Raw genomic sequence first — 17,445 nt, 5'->3', positions numbered from 1 at the left:
TAATCTCGGGCCCAGGTCGGGCAGACGCGGACGCACCCGGGGAGCAGCGATGCAGCCAGTCGGACCGCTGGGCGAGCGCGATCCGCGACGACTCGGCGGTTTCGAGATCCTCGGCAGGCTGGGCGCGGGCGGCCAGGGCGTGGTGTACCAGGGGCGGGCCGGGGACGGGACGCTCGTCGCGGTCAAGGTGCTGCACGACGGGCTGGTCTCGGGACGGGAGGACCGCGGCGCGCTGGCGAAGGAGCTGGAGGTCGCCCGGCGGGTCGCGCCGTTCTGCACGGCCCAGATCATCGCGGCCGACCTGGGCGGCGACCGCCCGTACGTGGTGAGCGAGTACGTCGACGGGCCGTCCCTCCAGCAGGTCGTCCGGTCGGACGGCCCCCGGACGGGCAACGCGCTGCACCGGCTGTCCGTGGCGACGGCGACCGCGCTGGTGGCCATCCACGAGGCGGGCATCGTGCACCGCGACTTCAAGCCGGCCAACGTCCTCATCGGGGCGGACGGGCCGCGGGTCATCGACTTCGGGATCGCCCGCATCATCGAGGCGAGCACGACCGTTTCCGGCGGCCTGATCGGCACCCCGGCCTACATGTCCCCGGAGCAGGCGGCGGGGCGGCGGGTCGGCCCGCCGAGCGACGTCTTCGCGTGGGGCTCGGTGATGGCGTTCGCGGCGCTGGGCCGGCCGCCGTTCGGGACGAGCCCGCTGCCCGCGGTGATCGCGCGCATCTCCCACGCGGACCCGGACCTCGGCGGTCTCCAGGGGCCGATGCGGGAGCTGATCCTCTCCTGCCTCGACAAGGACCCCGCACGCAGGCCCACCGCGCACGCGCTGCTGATGCGGCTGGTCGGCGCGTCCGGACGTCCGGCGCCGGAGAACGCCCCGTCGCGAAGCACCGCACCCCGTCCCGTGCTGGGCGGGGCCGCGCCGGGCGTGCCGGCGCCCGCGTCCGTGAGTTGGCAGCCGGGCGAAGAGGGGCCGTCCACCGCGACGCCCGCGTCGGGGATGCCGAGCGTGGAGATGACGCAGGCTCCGCAGCCCGCCGCACCAGAACAGGACCTGTCCGAGCCGACCGGGGACCCGGACCACGTGCGGTACCCGACGATGCCGCCCGACCGCCTGGTGGCGGGGCGTCCCGGGCGAGGCTCCGGCATGCGCCGGTGGACGTGGCTGGCCGTGGCCGCGGGCATCGTCGTGGTAAGCATCGTGACCGCTGGTTCGCTGTTCGTGTACAACGTCCGGAACGGGTACTACATCGGCGCGGAGGACGGCAGGGTCGTCCTGTACCGGGGGACGACGCAGAAGGTGCCGGGCATCAGCATGTCCCGCAAGGCCGATCAGCAACCGAACCCGCCGATCCTGCTCGCGGACCTGCCGCAAGACCTGCGGACGCAAGTAAGGGACACCTACACGGTGGACGGGCCGTCCGCCCTGAAGGCCCTGAAAGACCGGGTGTGCAGGTACATCCTGACAGAGGAGTCCGGCAAGGTCGTCGTCGTCAAGGGCCGGGGCCAGGACAGCTGCGAGCAGAAGAAGATCGCCGACAGCGACATCCCGGTGAGCGAGCTGCCGGCGTCGGACGCGGCGGCGGTGACGAAGGGCGGCCTCGCGTTCATCGGGCAGCAGTCGGCCGAGGCGAAGCTGACGGAGCTAAAGGCCCACCGCGACGCCTGCAAGGCGAACGACCCGTCCATCAAGGACTGCCCGGCTTCCTGACCCCTGGACGGCGCGCGGCCCGGTACCGCGGGGGTACCGGGCCGCGCGGGCCGTGCTCGCCACGTGGGATCAGAGGAACTCGGCGAGGTCGCGGAGCAGGGCGGCCTTCGGCTTGGCGCCCATGATCTGCTTGACGACCTCGCCGTTCTTGTAGACGTTCATCGTCGGGATCTGCATGACGCCGTACTTGGCCGGCACCTGCGGGTTCTCGTCGATGTTCAGCTTGACGATCTCGAGCTTGTCGCCGTGCGCCTGGGAGATCTCCTCCAGGATCGGCGCCACCATCCGGCACGGGCCGCACCACTCGGCCCAGAAGTCGACCAGGACGGGCTTGTCGGCGTCCAGGACCTCGGAGGCGAAGTCGGCGTCGGTCACGGCTTTCATGGTGTCTCCTTCGGTGAGCGGGTCCGGCGCGCGCCACGGGCGCCGGGCCGGGTGTGCGGGCCGTGCGGTCGGTCGTCCGCGGGCCCCGGTCAGGCCTGCGGGACGGTCTCCGCGGCGTCCTGGTCCTGGAGCCAGCGCTCGGCGTCGATGGCCGCCGAGCAGCCGCTGGCGGCCGCGGTGATGGCTTGACGGTAGATGTGGTCGACCACGTCGCCGCAGGCGAACACGCCGGGAATCTTCGTCCGGGTGGTCGGGGCGTCCACGAGGAGGTACCCGTCGGCGTCGGTCTCGAGCTGGCCGGTGAACAGCTCGCTGCGCGGGTCGTGGCCGATCGCGATGAACAGGCCGGTGATCTCGAGCGGGCTCTGCTCGCCGGTCTTGAGGTTGCGGACCTGCACGCCGGTGACGCGGTCCTCGCCGTCGATCTTCACGACCTCGCTGTCCCACAGGAAGCGGATCTTGTCGTTGGCGAACGCCCGGTCCTGCATGATCTTGGAGGCGCGCAGCTCGTCGCGGCGGTGGATCACGGTGACGGAGCGGGCGAACTTGGTCAGGAAGATCGCCTCCTCCATCGCGGTGTCGCCGCCGCCGACCACGGCGATGTCCTGCTCGCGGAAGAAGAAGCCGTCGCAGGTGGCGCACCAGGACACGCCGCGTCCGGAGAGCCGCTTCTCGTCCGGCAGGCCGAGCTCGCGGTAGCCGGACCCGGTCGCGACGACGACCGCCCTGGCCAGGTACGTCTCGTCGCCGACCTTGACGACCTTCGGGTCGGCGGCGAGGTCGACCTCGGTGACGTCGTCGGTGACCAGCTCGGCGCCGAACCGCTCGGCCTGCTTGCGCAGGTTGTCCATCAGGTCGGGGCCCATGACGCCGTCGGGGAAGCCGGGGAAGTTCTCCACGTCGGTGGTGTTCATCAGCGCGCCGCCGGCGGTCACCGACCCCTCGAACAGCAGCGGCTTCAGGTCGCCGCGGGCCGCATAGATCGCGGCCGTGTAGCCCGCGGGGCCCGACCCGATGATGATGACGTTACGGACGTCGCTCACTGTTGTGCGCCTCTCCTCTTGGCCTTCGGTGGCCTCACCGCACGGCCTGCCAGTCGCGTCAACCGATCCTAGGGCCAGGGGATTCCCGGCATGCGCCGCCTGACCCGTGACCTGCCCCGCAATGCGCTCCCGACGCTCCCCCCGGGCCGGTGCGCGGGCGGCCCGGGGGACCGGGCGGGACAGCCATAGGGTGGTGGCCATGGCACGCATTCTGCTTCTCCACTCGATGTACGGGCTGCGTCCGGCCGTGCACCAGGCGGCGGACCGGCTCCGCGCCGCGGGGCACGACGTCACCGTCCCCGACCTGTACGGCGGCCGGGTCGTCGACACGCCGGACGAGGGCGTCGAGATCAAGGAGGAGATCGGCCGGGACGAGCTGCTGCGCCGCGCGGTCGCGGCGGCGGCGCCGCTGCTGGACGGGGACGGGCTCGTGTACGCCGGGTTCTCGCTCGGCGGGTCCATCGCGCAGAACCTGGCCCTCGGCGACGACCGGGCGCGCGGCCTGCTGCTGATGCACGGGACGTCGGACCTGGCCGACGACGCGTCCACCGAGATCCCCGTGCAGCTGCACGTCGCCGACCCCGACACCTTCGAGCCGGTCGACTGGCTGAACGCCTGGTACCTGCGGATGCGCAAGGCGGGCGCGGACGTGGAGGTGTTCCGCTACCGCGGCGCCGGGCACCTGTTCACGGATCCGGACCTGCCCGACTACGAGCCCGAGGCCGCCGAGCGCGCCTGGACGATCGCGCTCGACTTCGTGGCGTCGCTGTAGCGGGCCGGGGGAATGTCGGAGGCGGTGCCCATAATCGGGCCGTGGGCTGCCCGCCAAGAAGCGGCGCCGCTGATCACGGAGTGTCGCTGGTCGCTGCGCAGCGTAGATGATGGGCACGTGCCCGGCTGTTACGCGGCGCTGCTCGTCGAGCGCCGCTCGGGAAAAACTGATCATCGAGGGGGTGGAGAGGCGGCCGTCACCGCGGGGGCGGGTCCCCAGGCCGCCCCCTGGCCTTCGCGCGGGCGGTGGGTCAGGCCGGCTCGTGCTCGAGCACGTGCGGGTCCTGCGCGCTGCAGTCCGGGCCGACGACCCAGACGTCCCAGCTGCCCGCCCGGCCGCCGGGAAGGGCTATCACCGTCGCGGCTCGCCCGTCGTAGCTGGCCTGGTCGACCAGCGCGGGCGTGCGACCATGGGCGACGCCGGTGACGCAGCCGGACATCTGCGCGGTCGGCGGGGCCCCCTGGAGCCGCAGCTCCTGCCCCTTGCCGAGCAGCCGGCCGAGCTGGCCGGCGACCTTCCCGGCCCGGTACTCGGTGCCGCTGCGGGTGACCTTGAAGGCGCCCGCGGCCAGCGCGGACTCCGATGGTGCGGCCTGGTGCGGCGCCGCACCGGCCGACATGCGCCGCGCGCTGTCCCCCTGCGGCGGGGTCGACGCCTGGCTGCCGGTGCCGTCCGAGCCGTCCAGCGCGATCTTGCCGACCGTCGCTCCGCCGCCGACGACGACGATCGCCGCCGCCGCGGCGGACAGTATCCGCCAATGCCGCCTTCCGCGCCGCTGCTCCATGCTCACCACGGTGGCGTTGTGCATCGACTCCGCCGCGATGGCGGTGTCGATGCGCTCGGCCAGCTCGGGCGGCATGGGAGGCGCGGGCGCCTCCGCGAGGATCCGGGAGACGTCCGCAAGATCGGCGGAGCGGTCCCGGCACTCGGCGCAGGATTCGAGGTGCGCGTTGACGGAGGCGGCCTGATCGTCTTCGAGCAGTCCTTCGGCCAGGTCGGCCAGGACGTCGTAGTCAAGATGTGCGGGGTTCACTTGGGCATGCCACCTCCTTCCACACCTCCGACGTTTTTGGAGTCGCGTCGGTTCCGGTGGTGGGTCAGAAGTGGCGCGAGCCGCGCGCGGCCCCGCGCGCACCGGCTCTTGATCGTCCCGGGCGGGACCTCCATCACCTCGGCGGCGTCGTCGACGGAGTAGCCCATCATGTCGACCAGCACCAGCGCGGCGCGCTGCTCGAACGGCAGCTGCTCCAGCGCGGTCCGGACGTCCAGCGACACGCCGTGCGCGTCGGTCGGGTCGGGCATCTTCGGCGCGACGGCGTCGAAGGTCGCGTCGTCGCCCATCGGGGTGGCGGGCCGGACGGACTTGCGGCGGATCCGGTCGAGGCAGGCGTTCACCACGATCCGGTGCAGCCAGGTGGTGACGGCGGCGTCGCCGCGGAACCGGCCGGCGGCGCGGAACGCCGACAGGCACGCGTCCTGCAGGGCGTCGGCGGCCTCCTCCGGGTCGCCGAGGGTGCGCAGCGCGACCGCCCACATCCGGTCCCGGTGCCGGTGCACCAGCTCGGCGAAGGCGTGCGGGTCGCCCTGGGCGTGCCGGGCGAGGAGCTCCTTGTCGGGGACCTCGTCGACTCGACGCATGCTCACCGACGTCATGAGCGACCGCTTTCTCGTACGGGCCGCCCTGCCGGTGCCGGGCGGCTGCGGCCGGCTCCGGCTGCTCGGGTGGTCACCACGGTTTCCTGGGGGCGAGGGGACATGGATGCTCACAGGCACGATACAGACAACGGGCAGCTCACGTCACAGGTCGCGAGGCTCCGCACCGCCCGCGGACGCGGCCGGGGCGGCCCGCGCGCGGCGCGGTCAGCCGGCCGTCCCGTTGATGGAGATCTCGTTGAGCTTGCCCTTGAGGCCGTCGGGCAGCCGGGTGAACCAGACCAGCACGTACTGGCCCTGCACCGCCGGATTCGCCGCGAAGGTCAGCTCGCCCCGGTGGCAGGACTGCTCGCCGATCGGCTTCATGGCGCCCGGGGCGCGGGAGTCGCCGATCCTGACCTGCAGAGTGCCGCCGGACGCCGGGCAGTCGACTTTGATCGTCGACACCTTGGCCGGGGTGCCCAGGGTCAGTGTGACGCCGAGGGCCTTGAGGTAGTTGCCGAACTGCTCGGACGAGTACGTCTGGGTCTCCCACACCGTGCCGGGGTCGCCGTCGATGACCGCCGAGGGGTTCTTCCGGCTGGTCCCGTCGGGGTGCTGGTCGGCCGGGCTCTGCGTGGCGGACGCGTCCTGGATCTTCAGCTTCACCGTGGCGGGCTTGGGCGGCTGGCTCTTCTGCCCCTGGTCGGCCTTCTTGCCCGCGGCGCCCTTGCCGTCGTCGGAGCCGCCGCCGGACAGCGCCCAGGCGCCGAGCCCGACGATGACGGTGAGCGCGGCGGCGGCGATGCCGAGCAGCGCCCGGTTGGCGGGCTTGCGGGCGTGCGACGCGACGGTCGCGGCGTCGCCCGCGGGCGCCGACGGGGGCGTGTCGTACCGGCCGCGCGGCGGCGGGACCTGCCCGGACGGCGCCGGCTGCGCATGCTGGCCGTGCTGGGCCTGCTGGCCGTGCTGGGCCTGCTGCGCGTGCGCGCTGCGCCCGCGCCTTCCGAGGCCGCGCGCGTCCTGGCCGTGTACGGGCCGGGTCGGTTCCGGGACGGGCGGCTGGTGCGGCTGCGTCGTCGCGGCCGTCGAGGGGGTCGCGGGACGCTTGGGCGCGGCCGGACGCGGCGGCGGCGGCGCGGCGGTGCCGAGGCCCGCGAACAGCGGCAGCGGGGTGCGCGGCACGCCGCGCAGCGCCTTCGCCAGCTCGGCGGGCTCGGTGAGCGGCTCGGCCGCGCCGATGCCGAGGCAGCGGCAGACGATCGCGTCGATCGCGTGCGAGATGCCCGCCTGCACCTGCCGGGGCGCCTGCGCGACGCCGTCCTCGCCCTTGGGCGCGGCGGGCAGGTCGGAGCCGTCCTCGTCGCCGGGCCAGTGCGCGGTGAGCGCCGCGTACAGCATCCGGCCGAGGCCGCGGACGTCCTCGGCGGCGGGGTCGTCGCAGTAGCGGTCGCCGAGCACCGCGTCGGTGGCGACGCCGAGCAGCTTGACGGTGCCGCCGGTCGTCCAGACCAGGTCGCGCGGGGACAGGCAGAGGTGCGCGAGCCCGGCCGCGTGCGCGGCGGCGATCGCCTCGGCGGCCTCGTACAGCAGGGTCGCGGCGCGGCCCGGTTCGAGGGGGGCCTTGGCGAGCATCTGCTCCAGCGTCTCGCCCGCCACCCACTCGCTGACGACGTAGGCGCTCTCGCCGCTGTCGTCGGCGTCGAAGACCTGGGTGACGCGGGGATCGGTGAGGCGGCTGGCGGCCCGGGCGGAGGTGACGGCCTCGCCGACGCGGGGGAACTCGGGGTCGAAGGTGCGGACGGCGACGGCCCTGGCCAGGATCTCGTCGATGGCCTTCCAGAGCGAGGACCCGCCGGAGTCGCTGATGCGCTCCTCGAGCCGGTAGCGGCCGGCGAGACGCGTGCCGGGTTCGATCACTGACGTGCTCACGGCAACGTCCTGCGCAGGTGGTCAGATCCCATGTTCGTGGCGTGGCAGCTTACGCCTCCGACCCTCCTCTTTGCGTTCCCCAGGGTGTCAGCCCGCAAGCCGTAGTCCCCCACATGGTAGTGGTTCGAACACGGGAATGGCGGCGTGATCCGGGCGCGTCCCCCTCACTTTGCCACGACTTACCGGTGTCCGCCGGGCAACCGGCGCGCGAATGTGGCGATCGTCGCCTGGACCTCGTCGACCCGCAGCAGCTTGGCGAACACCAGGTACAGCAGCCCGCCGCCGCCCGCGCCCACGACCAGCGCGATCAGCGCGGGCCCCAGCGTGTCGGTGCCGAGCGCGGCGTCGGCGACGGCGTGCACCGCGTACGCGAACCCGATCAGCGGCCAGATCGCGACCAGCAGCTTCAGGTGGCCGCCGGCGATGCGGCGGCCGTCCATGCCGCCGAGCTTGCGGCGCAGCACCAGCCAGCACACGAGGGTGCCGACGGCGTTGGTGACGGCGTAGCCGCCGGCCATCCCGACCACGATCCACTTGACGCCGAGCACGTTGTAGGCGGCGAACGCCAGGATGATGTTGGCCGTCACGGAGACCACGCCGATCAGCGCGGGCGTGCGGGTGTCACCGAAGGAGTAGAAGACCCGCAGCATCAGCTGGTAGGTGGAGAACGGCACCAGCGCGATCGCGAACATCTGCATGACGCGGGCGATCACCAGCGCGTCGGAGGCGTGCGTGTTGCCGTGCGCGAACAGCACGGTGGTGATCTCCGGGCCGAGCACCAGCATCAGCGCCGCCGCGGGCATGATGATCACCGAGGAGAGGCGCAGCCCGCTGGAGAACGCCGACCGCACGTCGGCGATCTTGCCCTCGGCGGCGAACCGGCTCATCCGCGGCAGCAGCGCGGTGATCACCGAGACGCCGACGATCGCGTACGGCAGCTGGAACATCTGGTAGGCGGTGAAGTACGGGGTGTACCCGTAGCCGTCGCCGAGGCCCTTGGCGTGGCCGAGGTCGCCGGCCCGGTTGGCGAGGGCGGTGACGACGGCGAGCCCGGCCTGCGTCGCGACGACGTACAGCAGCGTCCAGCCCGCCATCCGGCCGACCTGGCCGACCTCGCCGCGCTTGAAGTCCAGCCGGGGCCGCCAGCGGAACCCGACGCGGCGCAGCGACGGCCACAGCGCGACCGTCTGCAGCACGATGCCGCCGGTCGTGCCGGCCGCCAGGATGAGGAACTCGGTGTCGGAGATGCTGGACGGGTCGACGCCGGACGCCATCGCCAGGAACACGCCGCCGACGCCGATCACGACGATGTTGTTCAGGATGGGCGCCCACATCGGGGCGGCGAAGCTGTTGCGGGTGTTCAGGATCGCGCCGGCGAACGCGCCGACCCCGTAGAAGAAGATCTGCGGCAGGAAGAACCGCGCGAACATGACCGCGATGTGCCGCTGGTCGCCCTTGTAGCTGCCGGCGAGGACGTCGATGAACAGCGGCGCCGCGATCACGGCGACGACCGTCAGGACCGCGAGGCCGATGACCGCGAGCGTGAACACGCGCTGCTCGTACTGCTCGCCGTAGGCGCGGTCGCGCTCCTTCGCGCGGACCAGCAGCGGCACGACGACGCTGGTCAGGATGCCGCCGAGCAGCAGGTCGTAGATCTGGTTCGGGATCGTGTTCGCGGTGTTGTAGGCGTTGGCGAGCAGGCCGGTGCTGAGCGCGGCGACGAGGACGGCGGTGCGCAGGAAGCCGGTGACGCGCGACACCAGCGTCCCGATCGCCATGATCGCGCCGGACCGCAGGATGCCGCCGGCCGCGGCCTTGCCGCCGTCGCCGCCGTCCGCGGGGGGCGGGACGTCCACGACGGTCTCGCCCACGGGGCCGCCCCCGCCGGGGAGCGGGATGTCAATCGCGGTCTCGGCCGCGATGTTCGCCGCGGTGCGCGGCCGGCCCGTCGGCGCCGGAGCCGTTGGGGCCGCCGGAGCCGTTGGGGCCGGGTAGCCCGCCGGGTTCTGCGGCGCCGGACGGCCCGGGGGCCGCTGGGGCGCCGGGGGCCGCTGATGGCGCGGCGGCCGGGGAGGCTGAGGGGGGTACGGGGGCTGCTGGCCCCGCGCCGGGTAGCCCTGGGGCGTCTGCTCCGGGTAGCCCTGGGGCCCCGGGGAACTCTGCGGCCTCGGAGAACCCGGCCGGGCCGGGTATCCCTGCGGAGGACGGCCCGGAGGCGGGCCCTGCTGCGGGCCCTGCGGGGGAGGCGCCTGCGGCGGTGGCGCCTGCGGCGGTGGCCCCTGCGGGCGGTACTCCGGACCCTGGGAAGCCGGACCCCGGGAACCCGGACCCTGGGAACCCGGGGCCGGGGAATCCGTTCCCCGGTTCTCCGGCCTCTGCCGATCCCACTCCGGTCGACCCGTCACCGGCTGCCTCCGCTTTCCGGCGGCGCCTCGCTCTGATGGCCCGCACTCCGACGCCCACGAAGAGTACGGCAAGTCCGCCACCGGTGATGAGCAGGGAGAGCCGCCCGTAGCCCGTGGTGCGGACCGTGATGGTGGTGCTGCTGAACACCCTGCCCGAGCCGGGGTCCCGCAACTCCAGCCGGACGTCGAAGTTGCCGTTGCCCGCCGCCTGCGCCGGGAACCAGCGCTGCACCTGCTCCCCCGGGCCGAGATCGATGACGTCCTCGCCCTTGTCGAGCTTGCCGAGCTGCAGCTTGGCGGTGTTCACCGACGTCGCGACCAGCCGCACCCGGACCGCCTGGCCGTGCAGCGTGTTCTTGACGGTGACCGGCACCTTGCCGGAGCTGCCCGCCAGGTTCGCCCGCCGGTTCTTGGTCGTGACGATGCGGACCCGCGCCATCTCGTGGTCCACCTCGGCCGACAGCTCGATCCTGGCGTTGCGGGCGCGGGACGGGCTCGTCCGCCACGACGCCGACTGGACGCGCAGCAGGGCCCGCTCGTAGGAGACGCCGATCGGCTCCGTCATGATCGCGCGGAACCGGGCGGCGCGGCGGGCGATGGCGGCGACCTGGTCGAGGTAGGCGGGGCCCAGCTCGTACTTCTGGTACTCGTCGTTGTAGGCGCGCAGCTCGCGGGGCTGCGCGCGGGCCCGCTCGATCTGGTCCAGGCCCGTGGCGCGCAGCCAGCTCGCGCCCTTGGTGAACTTCAGCAGGTCGCCGGCCAGGCCGGGGGCGGGGTTCCAGTTCGCGTCGGGGGCGATGACGAGGGTGCGCTGGACGTTCGGCGCCTCGCCGGCGATCACCGCGGTCTCGGCGAGGAACCGCTGCTCGGTGAGCACCGTGCCGCCGGGGGCCCGCGAGTTCGCGCTGACGATGTCGTTCAGGCCCGAGTCGTAGATCAGCGTCTTGTGCGTGCCCTGGTGGACGGTCTGGACCGTGCTGGTGGCGTTCGCCGGCTCGCCGGCCGGCAGGTCGCCGAACTGGAGATCGCTCATCAGGAACGACCCGCCGCCCTTGAGCCCGTACTTGGCGAGCGCGTCGAGGGTGTCGGGGCCGGCGACGCCGTACGGCGGCCACGCGTAGCGCGCGTCGGGCGCGCGTCCGATGACGTCGGACGCGACGCGGGTGTTGCGCGGGTCGAACGCGGTCGCGATCGGCCCGGTCGTCTTGTTGCGGGCGAGCGCGACGGCGTCGGGGTCGGCGTACGGGAGGGTGAAGTAGCGGTGGGCGCCCTTCGCGGCGTTGCGCAGGGCCGTCAGCCATGCGCCCGCCGCGGCGCTCTTCTTCACCGTCTTGGTGGACGTCTCCGCGCCGGGCGTCAGCACGTGGTAGTCGTGCGCGGCGATCTGCTGCACGTCGTCGAGGAGCGCCGGGTCGATCGCCCAGGTGACGGGGGTCCTCGGGTTGGCGGCCACCGCGCCGACCAGGTCGTTCAGCCGCCCGGTGCCGCTCACCTCGCCGGCGAGCCGGTCGTCGAGGAAGACCGAGTCGCCGGCCCGGTGCTGCTGGTCGGCGAGGGGCAGCACCCAGCCGACCGCGACGGGCTTGAAGTGGGTCTGCTTCGGCATGAACGTCACGAACGTCGTCACGCCGCCGACGACCTGCTGCGCGGAGTTGAGGACCTCGACGCCGACCGGGTAGACGCCGGGCGTGGCGCCGGGCGGGACCAGGTGCAGCGCGGAGACCTTGAGCTTGAACTGCCAGTCCTGCCGCCCGCCGGAGGCGCTCGCCTGCGGGATCTGCTTGGCCTGGCCGGGGAAGGGGAGCTGGTTCGCCGTCATCCCGGCGTACTGGTCGAGCTGGCTGCGGCTGGTGAGGGGCTGCCGGCCGTAGCGCAGCCGCACGGTCAGGCCGCTGATCGCGTGCCCGGACCGGTTCTGCGCCGTGCCCCGGATGTCGAGGGTGGAGTTCGCCTTCAGCGGCTTCGGGCTGACCTTGGTCAGCGCGACGCCGACCTGGCTCCGGCTGAGCGCCTGGCCGGGCGCCCGCGCCGTGCCGGGAACGGTCGCGCCACGGGGGGCTCCGGCGGTACCGGGCGCGGCGGCGAGCGCGGGGCCGGCGCCCACCGCCAGCCAGGGCAGCAGGGCGGCCAGCGTCACCGCGCGTTTGACCGCTCTCACGCCGTGCCCGCCCTCACACCGCGTCCGCTGGCAGGTCCGCCCGGTGGAGGCCCGGCGCCGGGTCCGCCTCGGGGCGGACGTCCTTTTCCCGCACCACGGCCCCGATGGTAGTCGGGACCGGCCGGGTGCCGGACTTTCGCGGCGGATCAGCCCACGGGACGGCGCCGTCCCGGCGTGTTCGGCCGCCCGCCGCGCGCCGGCGCGCCGCCCGTACCCGCGCCGCCCATGCGGGCCGGGACGTCCGCCGGGGCGGCCAGGTCGACCGGCTTCGCCTGGCACAGCGCGGCGAGGTCGTGGCCGCGGATGCCGAGCGCGGTCGACGGCTCGCCGGTCGGGGTGTAGACGACGTCCGGTCCGGGCGGGCCGTCCACCAGCCGCTGGTCGATCAGCAGCGGCATCGACTCGGGCAGCAGCAGCGGGCAGACCAGCCCGGCCGCGTACTCGGTGACGGCGTTGACGAGGTCGGCGCGGGCGGGCCCGACCCGCCGGGCGCCCATGGCGCGGCGGACCGCCTCGCCGGAGGGCCGGTCCCCCGCCCGGACGATCACCCCCGTGAGGAAGCACCGCCTAGGAGGCGCGCCGCCGTCCCCGGTGAGACCGTCGTCGGGCGGATCGCCGGGGACGGAGTCGTCGCAGGCGAAGACGCGGGTCACCAGGCACCGGTCCGCCGGGAGGCCGAGCGCCTTCGGCAGCTCGTCGGCGTGGGCGATGCCGATGGGCAGCCGCACGATCTCGTGCACGGCCTCCCATTCGAGCAGCGCGCGGTGGAGGGTGAGCGCGTCCTTCATGTCTGGCTCCGTCCCGCGGGGCGATGCCCCGCACTGCCCCGTGCCGGTCTCCTGTGCCCCCGTACGTTGCACTCTGCGGGGGATGTCCCCACATACCCGAGGTGCTCGGATCAACACTCGCCGAACGGCAGGTGAAGCCTCCCGATGCGCCTGCGCCGCAGGTGCGGCGGACCGTACGGGGCGGGGATCCCGCTACCGTGGTGCGTACGGGAGGCTCACCGGCGGTCGCGCCGGCGGCATCGGGGTGCCCAGAACGTAACCCGGGGCCGACGCCGTGTGAAGGGGCCCGCGCCCGCCGAAAGTCCTTTGTCAGCCCGCTCACCAAGGAAATACGCTCGATGGCCGTGCTCGACCAGGTGCCCGACGACAACGAGAACCCCAGCGCCGCGGCGCGCCGCAGAACCGCGATCGCGGAGCTGCTGCGCCGGATCGCGCCGGTCGCCGACGAGCTCGGCGAGCGGTTCGCCGCCGCCGGGCACGAGCTGGCGCTCGTCGGCGGGCCCGTCCGGGACGCGCTGCTGCGCCGGCCGTCCAAGGACGTCGACCTGACCACCGACGCGCCGCCGCAGCGGATCCTGGAGATCATCGACGGCTGGGCGGACGCGGTCTGGACGATCGGCATCGAGTTCGGCACCGTGGGGCTCCGCAAGGACGGCCACGAGCTGGAGATCACCACCTACCGCAGCGAGTCCTACGACCCGAAGTCCCGCAAGCCGGAGGTGTCGTACGGGACGTCCCTCGTCGAGGACCTGCGGCGCCGCGACTTCGCGGTGAACGCGATGGCCGCGCGGCTGCCCGGATACGAGTTCGTCGACCCGTTCGGCGGGCTCACCGACCTGCGGCGCAAGGTGCTGCGGACGCCCGGCAAGCCGGAGGACTCGTTCAGCGACGACCCGCTGCGGATGATGCGGGCCGCGCGGTTCGCCGCGCAGCTCGGCTTCACCGTCGCGCCGGACGTCGTCCGGGCGATGACGGACATGGCGGGACGGATCGAGATCGTCTCCGCCGAGCGGGTGCGCGACGAGCTGTCCAAGCTGATCTGCGGGCGGTACCCGCGGGAGGGCCTCGCGCTGCTGGTCGACACCGGGCTCGCCGCGCACGTCCTGCCGGAACTGCCGAAGCTGCGGCTGGAGATCGACGAGCACCACCGGCACAAGGACGTCTACGAGCACTCGCTGATCGTCCTCGAGCAGGCCATCGCGCAGGAGAAGGAGGGGCCCGACCTCGTCCTGCGGCTCGCGGCGCTGCTGCACGACATCGGCAAGCCGCGGACCCGCCGGTTCGAGGCGGGCGGCCGGGTGTCGTTCCACCACCACGAGGTCGTCGGCGCGAAGATGACCCGCAAGCGGCTGGCCGCGCTGCGCTACCCGAAGGACGTCGTCGCCGACGTGTCCCGGCTGGTCGAGCTGCACCTGCGGTTCCACGGCTACGGCACCGGCGAGTGGACGGACTCGGCCGTCCGCCGGTACGTCCGGGACGCCGGCCCGCTGCTGACCCGGCTGCACAAGCTGACCCGCGCCGACTGCACCACCCGCAACAAGCGCAAGGCCGACCGGCTCCGCCGCACCTACGACGACCTGGAGGCGCGGATCGAGCGGCTCGCCGAGGAGGAGGAGCTCGCCGCGATCCGCCCGGAGCTCGACGGCAACGAGATCCAGGCGATCCTCGGGATCAGGCCGGGGCCGCTCGTCGGCCGCGCCTACAGGTTCCTCCTCGACCTGCGCCTCGACCAGGGCATGATCGGCAAGGAGGCCGCCGAGCGGGAGCTGCGCCGCTGGGCCGCCGAGGAGGGGATCGACCCCGAGGGGGGACGACCCGGCCCGACCGCGTCGGAGGTGTGATGATCCCCCTGCAGCTGGGCCGGATGAGCCCCGCCGAGACCGAGCGGATGCTCGCGTTCGACCGCGACCACATCTGGCACCCGTACGCGCCGATGCCCGCGACCGCGCCCGCCCTGCCCGTCGTGTCCGCCGACGGCGTCCGGCTCACCCTCGCCGACGGCACCGAGGTGATCGACGGGATGTCGTCGTGGTGGGCGGCGATCCACGGCTACAACCACCCGAAGCTGAACGCCGCCGTCACCGGGCAGCTCGGCAAGATGGCGCACGTCATGTTCGGCGGGCTCACCCACCCGCCCGCCGTGCGGCTCGCCGAGCGGCTCGTCGGGCTGACGCCCGAGCCGCTGACCAAGGTGTTCTTCGCCGACTCCGGCTCCGTCGCGGTCGAGGTCGCGATCAAGATGGCGCTGCAGTACTGGCGGTCGCAGGGACGCCCGGAGCGGCACCGGCTGCTGACCGTCCGCGGCGGCTACCACGGCGACACCTTCGGCGACATGGCCGTCTGCGACCCCGTCAACGGCATGCACCACCTGTTCAGCGACGTCCTCGCCCGGCACGTGTTCGCGCCCGTGCCGCCGCTCGGCTACACCGCCGACCCCGACCAGGCCTACATCGACGAGGTCGGCGAGCTCGCCGCCGAGCACGCGCACGAGCTCGCCGGGATCATCGCCGAGCCGATCGTCCAGGGCGCCGGCGGCATGCGCTTCTACGCACCCGAGTACCTGCGCGCGCTCCGCGACATCGCCGACGAGCACGGGCTGCTGCTCGTCCTGGACGAGATCGCCACCGGCTTCGGCCGGACCGGCGAGCTGTGGGGCTGCGACCACGCCGAGGTCGTCCCCGACATCATGTCCGTCGGCAAGGCCCTGACCGGCGGGTACATGACGATGGCCGCGACGCTGTGCACCGACCGCGTCGCGCACGGCATCACCTCCGGTGACGCGGGCGCGCTCATGCACGGGCCGACGTTCATGGCGAACCCGCTCGCCGCCGCCGTCGCGTCCGCGTCCATCGACCTGCTGCTCTCGCGCGACTGGCGGACGGAGGTCGACACCATCGAGGCCGTCCTGACCAGCGAACTCTCCGGCGCCGAGGAGCTGCCGGGGGTCGCCGGCGTGCGCGTGCTCGGCGCGATCGGCGTCGTCGAGGCCCGCGAGCCGGTCGACGTCGCCGCCGTCCAGGAGCTCGCGATGGCGCACGGCGTGTGGCTCCGCCCGTTCGGGAAGCTGATCTACACAATGCCGCCGTACGTGTGCACCGAGGACGAGACCGCCCACATCGGCTCGGCCCTCCACGCGATCGCCGAATCCCTCTGAGCCGCGCCGTCGAGGCTCAGTCCCGCGCGGGGACGGTCTTCGGGGTCCGGACCGTCGCCGTCCAGTACACGGCCGCGCCCGCCGCGTACGCGACGACCACCGCGACCAGCGTCATCGACGCGACCCCGTCCGCCGGCAGCCACGTCGCCGCCAGCGCCGCGGACGCCGCGAACATCGTGTTGAACAGCATGTCGTACACCGAGAACACCCGCCCCCGGTACGCGTCGTCGATCGTCTCCTGCAGCGTCGTGTCGACGCACAGCTTCACGCCCTGCGACACGACCCCGAGCCCGAACGCGCCCGCCGTCCACGCCGTCTCGGAGAACGGCAGGCCCAGCAGCAGCATCCCCGCCGCCGCGGCGGCCAGCTGCAGCGCGATCCACGCCTGCTTGCTGATCCGCCGCACCACCGGCGGCGTCACGAGCGCCGCCGCGAAGTACCCCGCGCCGGACACGCCCAGCATCAGCGCCAGCGTCGCCAGCCCCTCGTCGGCGTCGTCGGAGAAGTGGCCGCGGCACAGCAGCAGCGTCATCATCAGGATGATCCCGTACACGAACCGGTGGAACGAGATCGCGCCGAGCGCCAGCGCCGCCTGCCGCCGGCCCGCGATGTGCCGCGCCCCGTCCGCCAGCCCGGACAGCACCGCGCCGAGCGCGTCCCGCACGCCCGGCGCGTCCGGGCCGGGGCCGCGGCCCGCGAGCGCCTCCGCCTCCGCCGGGTACGGGCCGAGCAGCCCGCGCGGCAGCAGCGTCGCGATCGCCCCGGCGGCCAGGTACATGCCCGCGCCCGCGACGAGGATCAGCGCCGTCCCCCGCTCCTCGCCGCCGAACACGGCGCGCAGCAGGTAGCCGGCGCCGCCCCCGACGAACGCGATCACCGTCCCGCTCGTCACCGAGAACGCGTTCGCGGTCACCAACCGCTCGCGCCGCACGACGTGCGGCAGCGCCGCCGACAGCGCCGAGAGGAAGAACCGGTTGACGCCCAGCACCACAAGCACGGCCAGGAAGAAGCCGGCGCCGTCGCGCCCGCTCGCCACCAGCGCCGCGACGGCCAGCACCACCATCGCCCGCAGCACCGGCGTCCACACGAGGATCTGCCGCCGCTGCCACCGGTCGATGAACACGCCGGCGAACGGCCCGAGCGCCGAGTACGGCAGCAGCGTCACCGCGAACGCCGCCGCGGCCTTGCCCGCCGTCGCCTGCCGCTCCGGCGAGAAGAACACGTACCCGGCCAGCGCGACCTGGAAGACGCCGTCGGTGAGCTGGGACGTCAGCCGCGTCGCGTACAGCCGGCGGAAGTCCCGCCCCCGCACGATCGCACCCAGCTCACCGGCCCTCACTCGATCAAACTACCCGCCACCGCCAACCCCGTTGAGTTGTGGGGGGGGGGGGGGGGGGGGGGGGGGGGGGGGGGGGGGGGGGGGCGCGGGGGCACCACCGGGCAGGCCAACGGGCGCCGGGGGG

At 73.7% G+C, this 17,445-nt stretch carries 13 protein-coding genes; 4 read left to right on the top strand and 9 right to left on the bottom strand.

Annotated features, from left to right (window positions below; genetic code table 11):
- Positions 1-49: 49 nt before the first annotated feature.
- Positions 50-1,714 (top strand): serine/threonine protein kinase, encoded by a 1,665-nt coding sequence (locus F8568_RS13595; RefSeq protein ID WP_151593901.1) that lies wholly within the window; start codon positions 50-52, stop codon positions 1,712-1,714.
- A 69-nt stretch (positions 1,715-1,783) separates the two neighbouring features.
- Here the strand turns inward: F8568_RS13595 and trxA are convergent, their stop codons facing one another.
- Together trxA and trxB are read right to left on the bottom strand one after the other, a co-directional pair.
- The gene (gene trxA, locus F8568_RS13590; protein ID WP_151593900.1) at positions 1,784-2,098 is read right to left on the bottom strand and encodes a thioredoxin; all 315 of its coding nucleotides are present in this window, start codon (positions 2,096-2,098) and stop codon (positions 1,784-1,786) included.
- Between the two features lie 89 nt (positions 2,099-2,187).
- Positions 2,188-3,141 carry a thioredoxin-disulfide reductase gene (trxB, locus tag F8568_RS13585; RefSeq protein WP_151593899.1) on the bottom strand — a complete coding sequence of 318 codons (954 nt, stop codon included), beginning with the start codon at positions 3,139-3,141 and terminating at the stop codon, positions 2,188-2,190.
- Positions 3,142-3,340: 199 nt separating this feature from the next.
- Here trxB and F8568_RS13580 point away from each other — a divergent pair, with 199 nt between their 5' ends.
- The gene (locus tag F8568_RS13580) at positions 3,341-3,913 is read left to right on the top strand and encodes a dienelactone hydrolase family protein (protein ID WP_151593898.1); all 573 of its coding nucleotides are present in this window, start codon (positions 3,341-3,343) and stop codon (positions 3,911-3,913) included.
- 250 nt (positions 3,914-4,163) lie between these two features.
- Here the strand turns inward: F8568_RS13580 and F8568_RS13575 are convergent, their stop codons facing one another.
- From F8568_RS13575 to F8568_RS13550, 6 genes are all read right to left on the bottom strand, one after another.
- Positions 4,164-4,946: a cupin domain-containing protein gene (locus F8568_RS13575; protein WP_151593897.1), complete on the bottom strand. Its 783-nt coding sequence runs from the start codon at positions 4,944-4,946 to the stop codon at positions 4,164-4,166.
- Entirely contained in the window at positions 4,943-5,566 is a 624-nt protein-coding gene (sigM, locus tag F8568_RS13570) for an RNA polymerase sigma factor SigM (RefSeq protein WP_190857618.1), read from the bottom strand. Before sigM ends, F8568_RS13575 begins: the two co-directional genes overlap by 4 nt.
- Positions 5,567-5,773: 207 nt before the next feature.
- Positions 5,774-7,477, bottom strand: a complete 1,704-nt coding sequence (locus F8568_RS13565; RefSeq protein WP_151593896.1) for a protein kinase family protein — start codon at positions 7,475-7,477, stop codon at positions 5,774-5,776.
- Between the two features lie 179 nt (positions 7,478-7,656).
- On the bottom strand, positions 7,657-9,348 hold the full coding sequence (gene murJ, locus F8568_RS13560; protein WP_328600859.1) for a murein biosynthesis integral membrane protein MurJ: 1,692 nt from the start codon (positions 9,346-9,348) through the stop codon (positions 7,657-7,659).
- Positions 9,349-9,376: 28 nt separating this feature from the next.
- On the bottom strand, positions 9,377-12,040 hold the full coding sequence (locus F8568_RS48060; RefSeq protein WP_151593895.1) for a DUF6049 family protein: 2,664 nt from the start codon (positions 12,038-12,040) through the stop codon (positions 9,377-9,379).
- A gap of 146 nt (positions 12,041-12,186) precedes the next feature.
- Positions 12,187-12,828, bottom strand: coding sequence for an aminoacyl-tRNA deacylase (locus F8568_RS13550; RefSeq protein WP_151593894.1), 642 nt, complete (start codon positions 12,826-12,828; stop codon positions 12,187-12,189).
- A gap of 338 nt (positions 12,829-13,166) precedes the next feature.
- Between F8568_RS13550 and F8568_RS13545 the strand changes: the two genes are divergently transcribed.
- Positions 13,167-14,669: a CCA tRNA nucleotidyltransferase gene (locus tag F8568_RS13545; RefSeq protein WP_151593893.1), complete on the top strand. Its 1,503-nt coding sequence runs from the start codon at positions 13,167-13,169 to the stop codon at positions 14,667-14,669.
- Positions 14,669-15,982, top strand: coding sequence for an adenosylmethionine--8-amino-7-oxononanoate transaminase (locus F8568_RS13540; RefSeq protein WP_151593892.1), 1,314 nt, complete (start codon positions 14,669-14,671; stop codon positions 15,980-15,982). The genes F8568_RS13545 and F8568_RS13540 overlap by 1 nt, the downstream gene beginning before the upstream one ends.
- Positions 15,983-15,998: 16 nt before the next feature.
- Here the strand turns inward: F8568_RS13540 and F8568_RS13535 are convergent, their stop codons facing one another.
- A complete protein-coding gene (locus F8568_RS13535) occupies positions 15,999-17,321 on the bottom strand; it encodes an MFS transporter (RefSeq protein ID WP_151593891.1) in 1,323 nt (440 codons plus the stop codon).
- Positions 17,322-17,445: the final 124 nt, after the last annotated feature.

The organism is Actinomadura physcomitrii, assembly GCF_008923205.2.
GTDB classification, from domain to species: domain Bacteria; phylum Actinomycetota; class Actinomycetes; order Streptosporangiales; family Streptosporangiaceae; genus Spirillospora; species Spirillospora physcomitrii.
The sequence above is the reverse complement of the archived record's forward strand: the minus strand, read 5'-3'. Positions and strand labels throughout refer to the sequence as shown.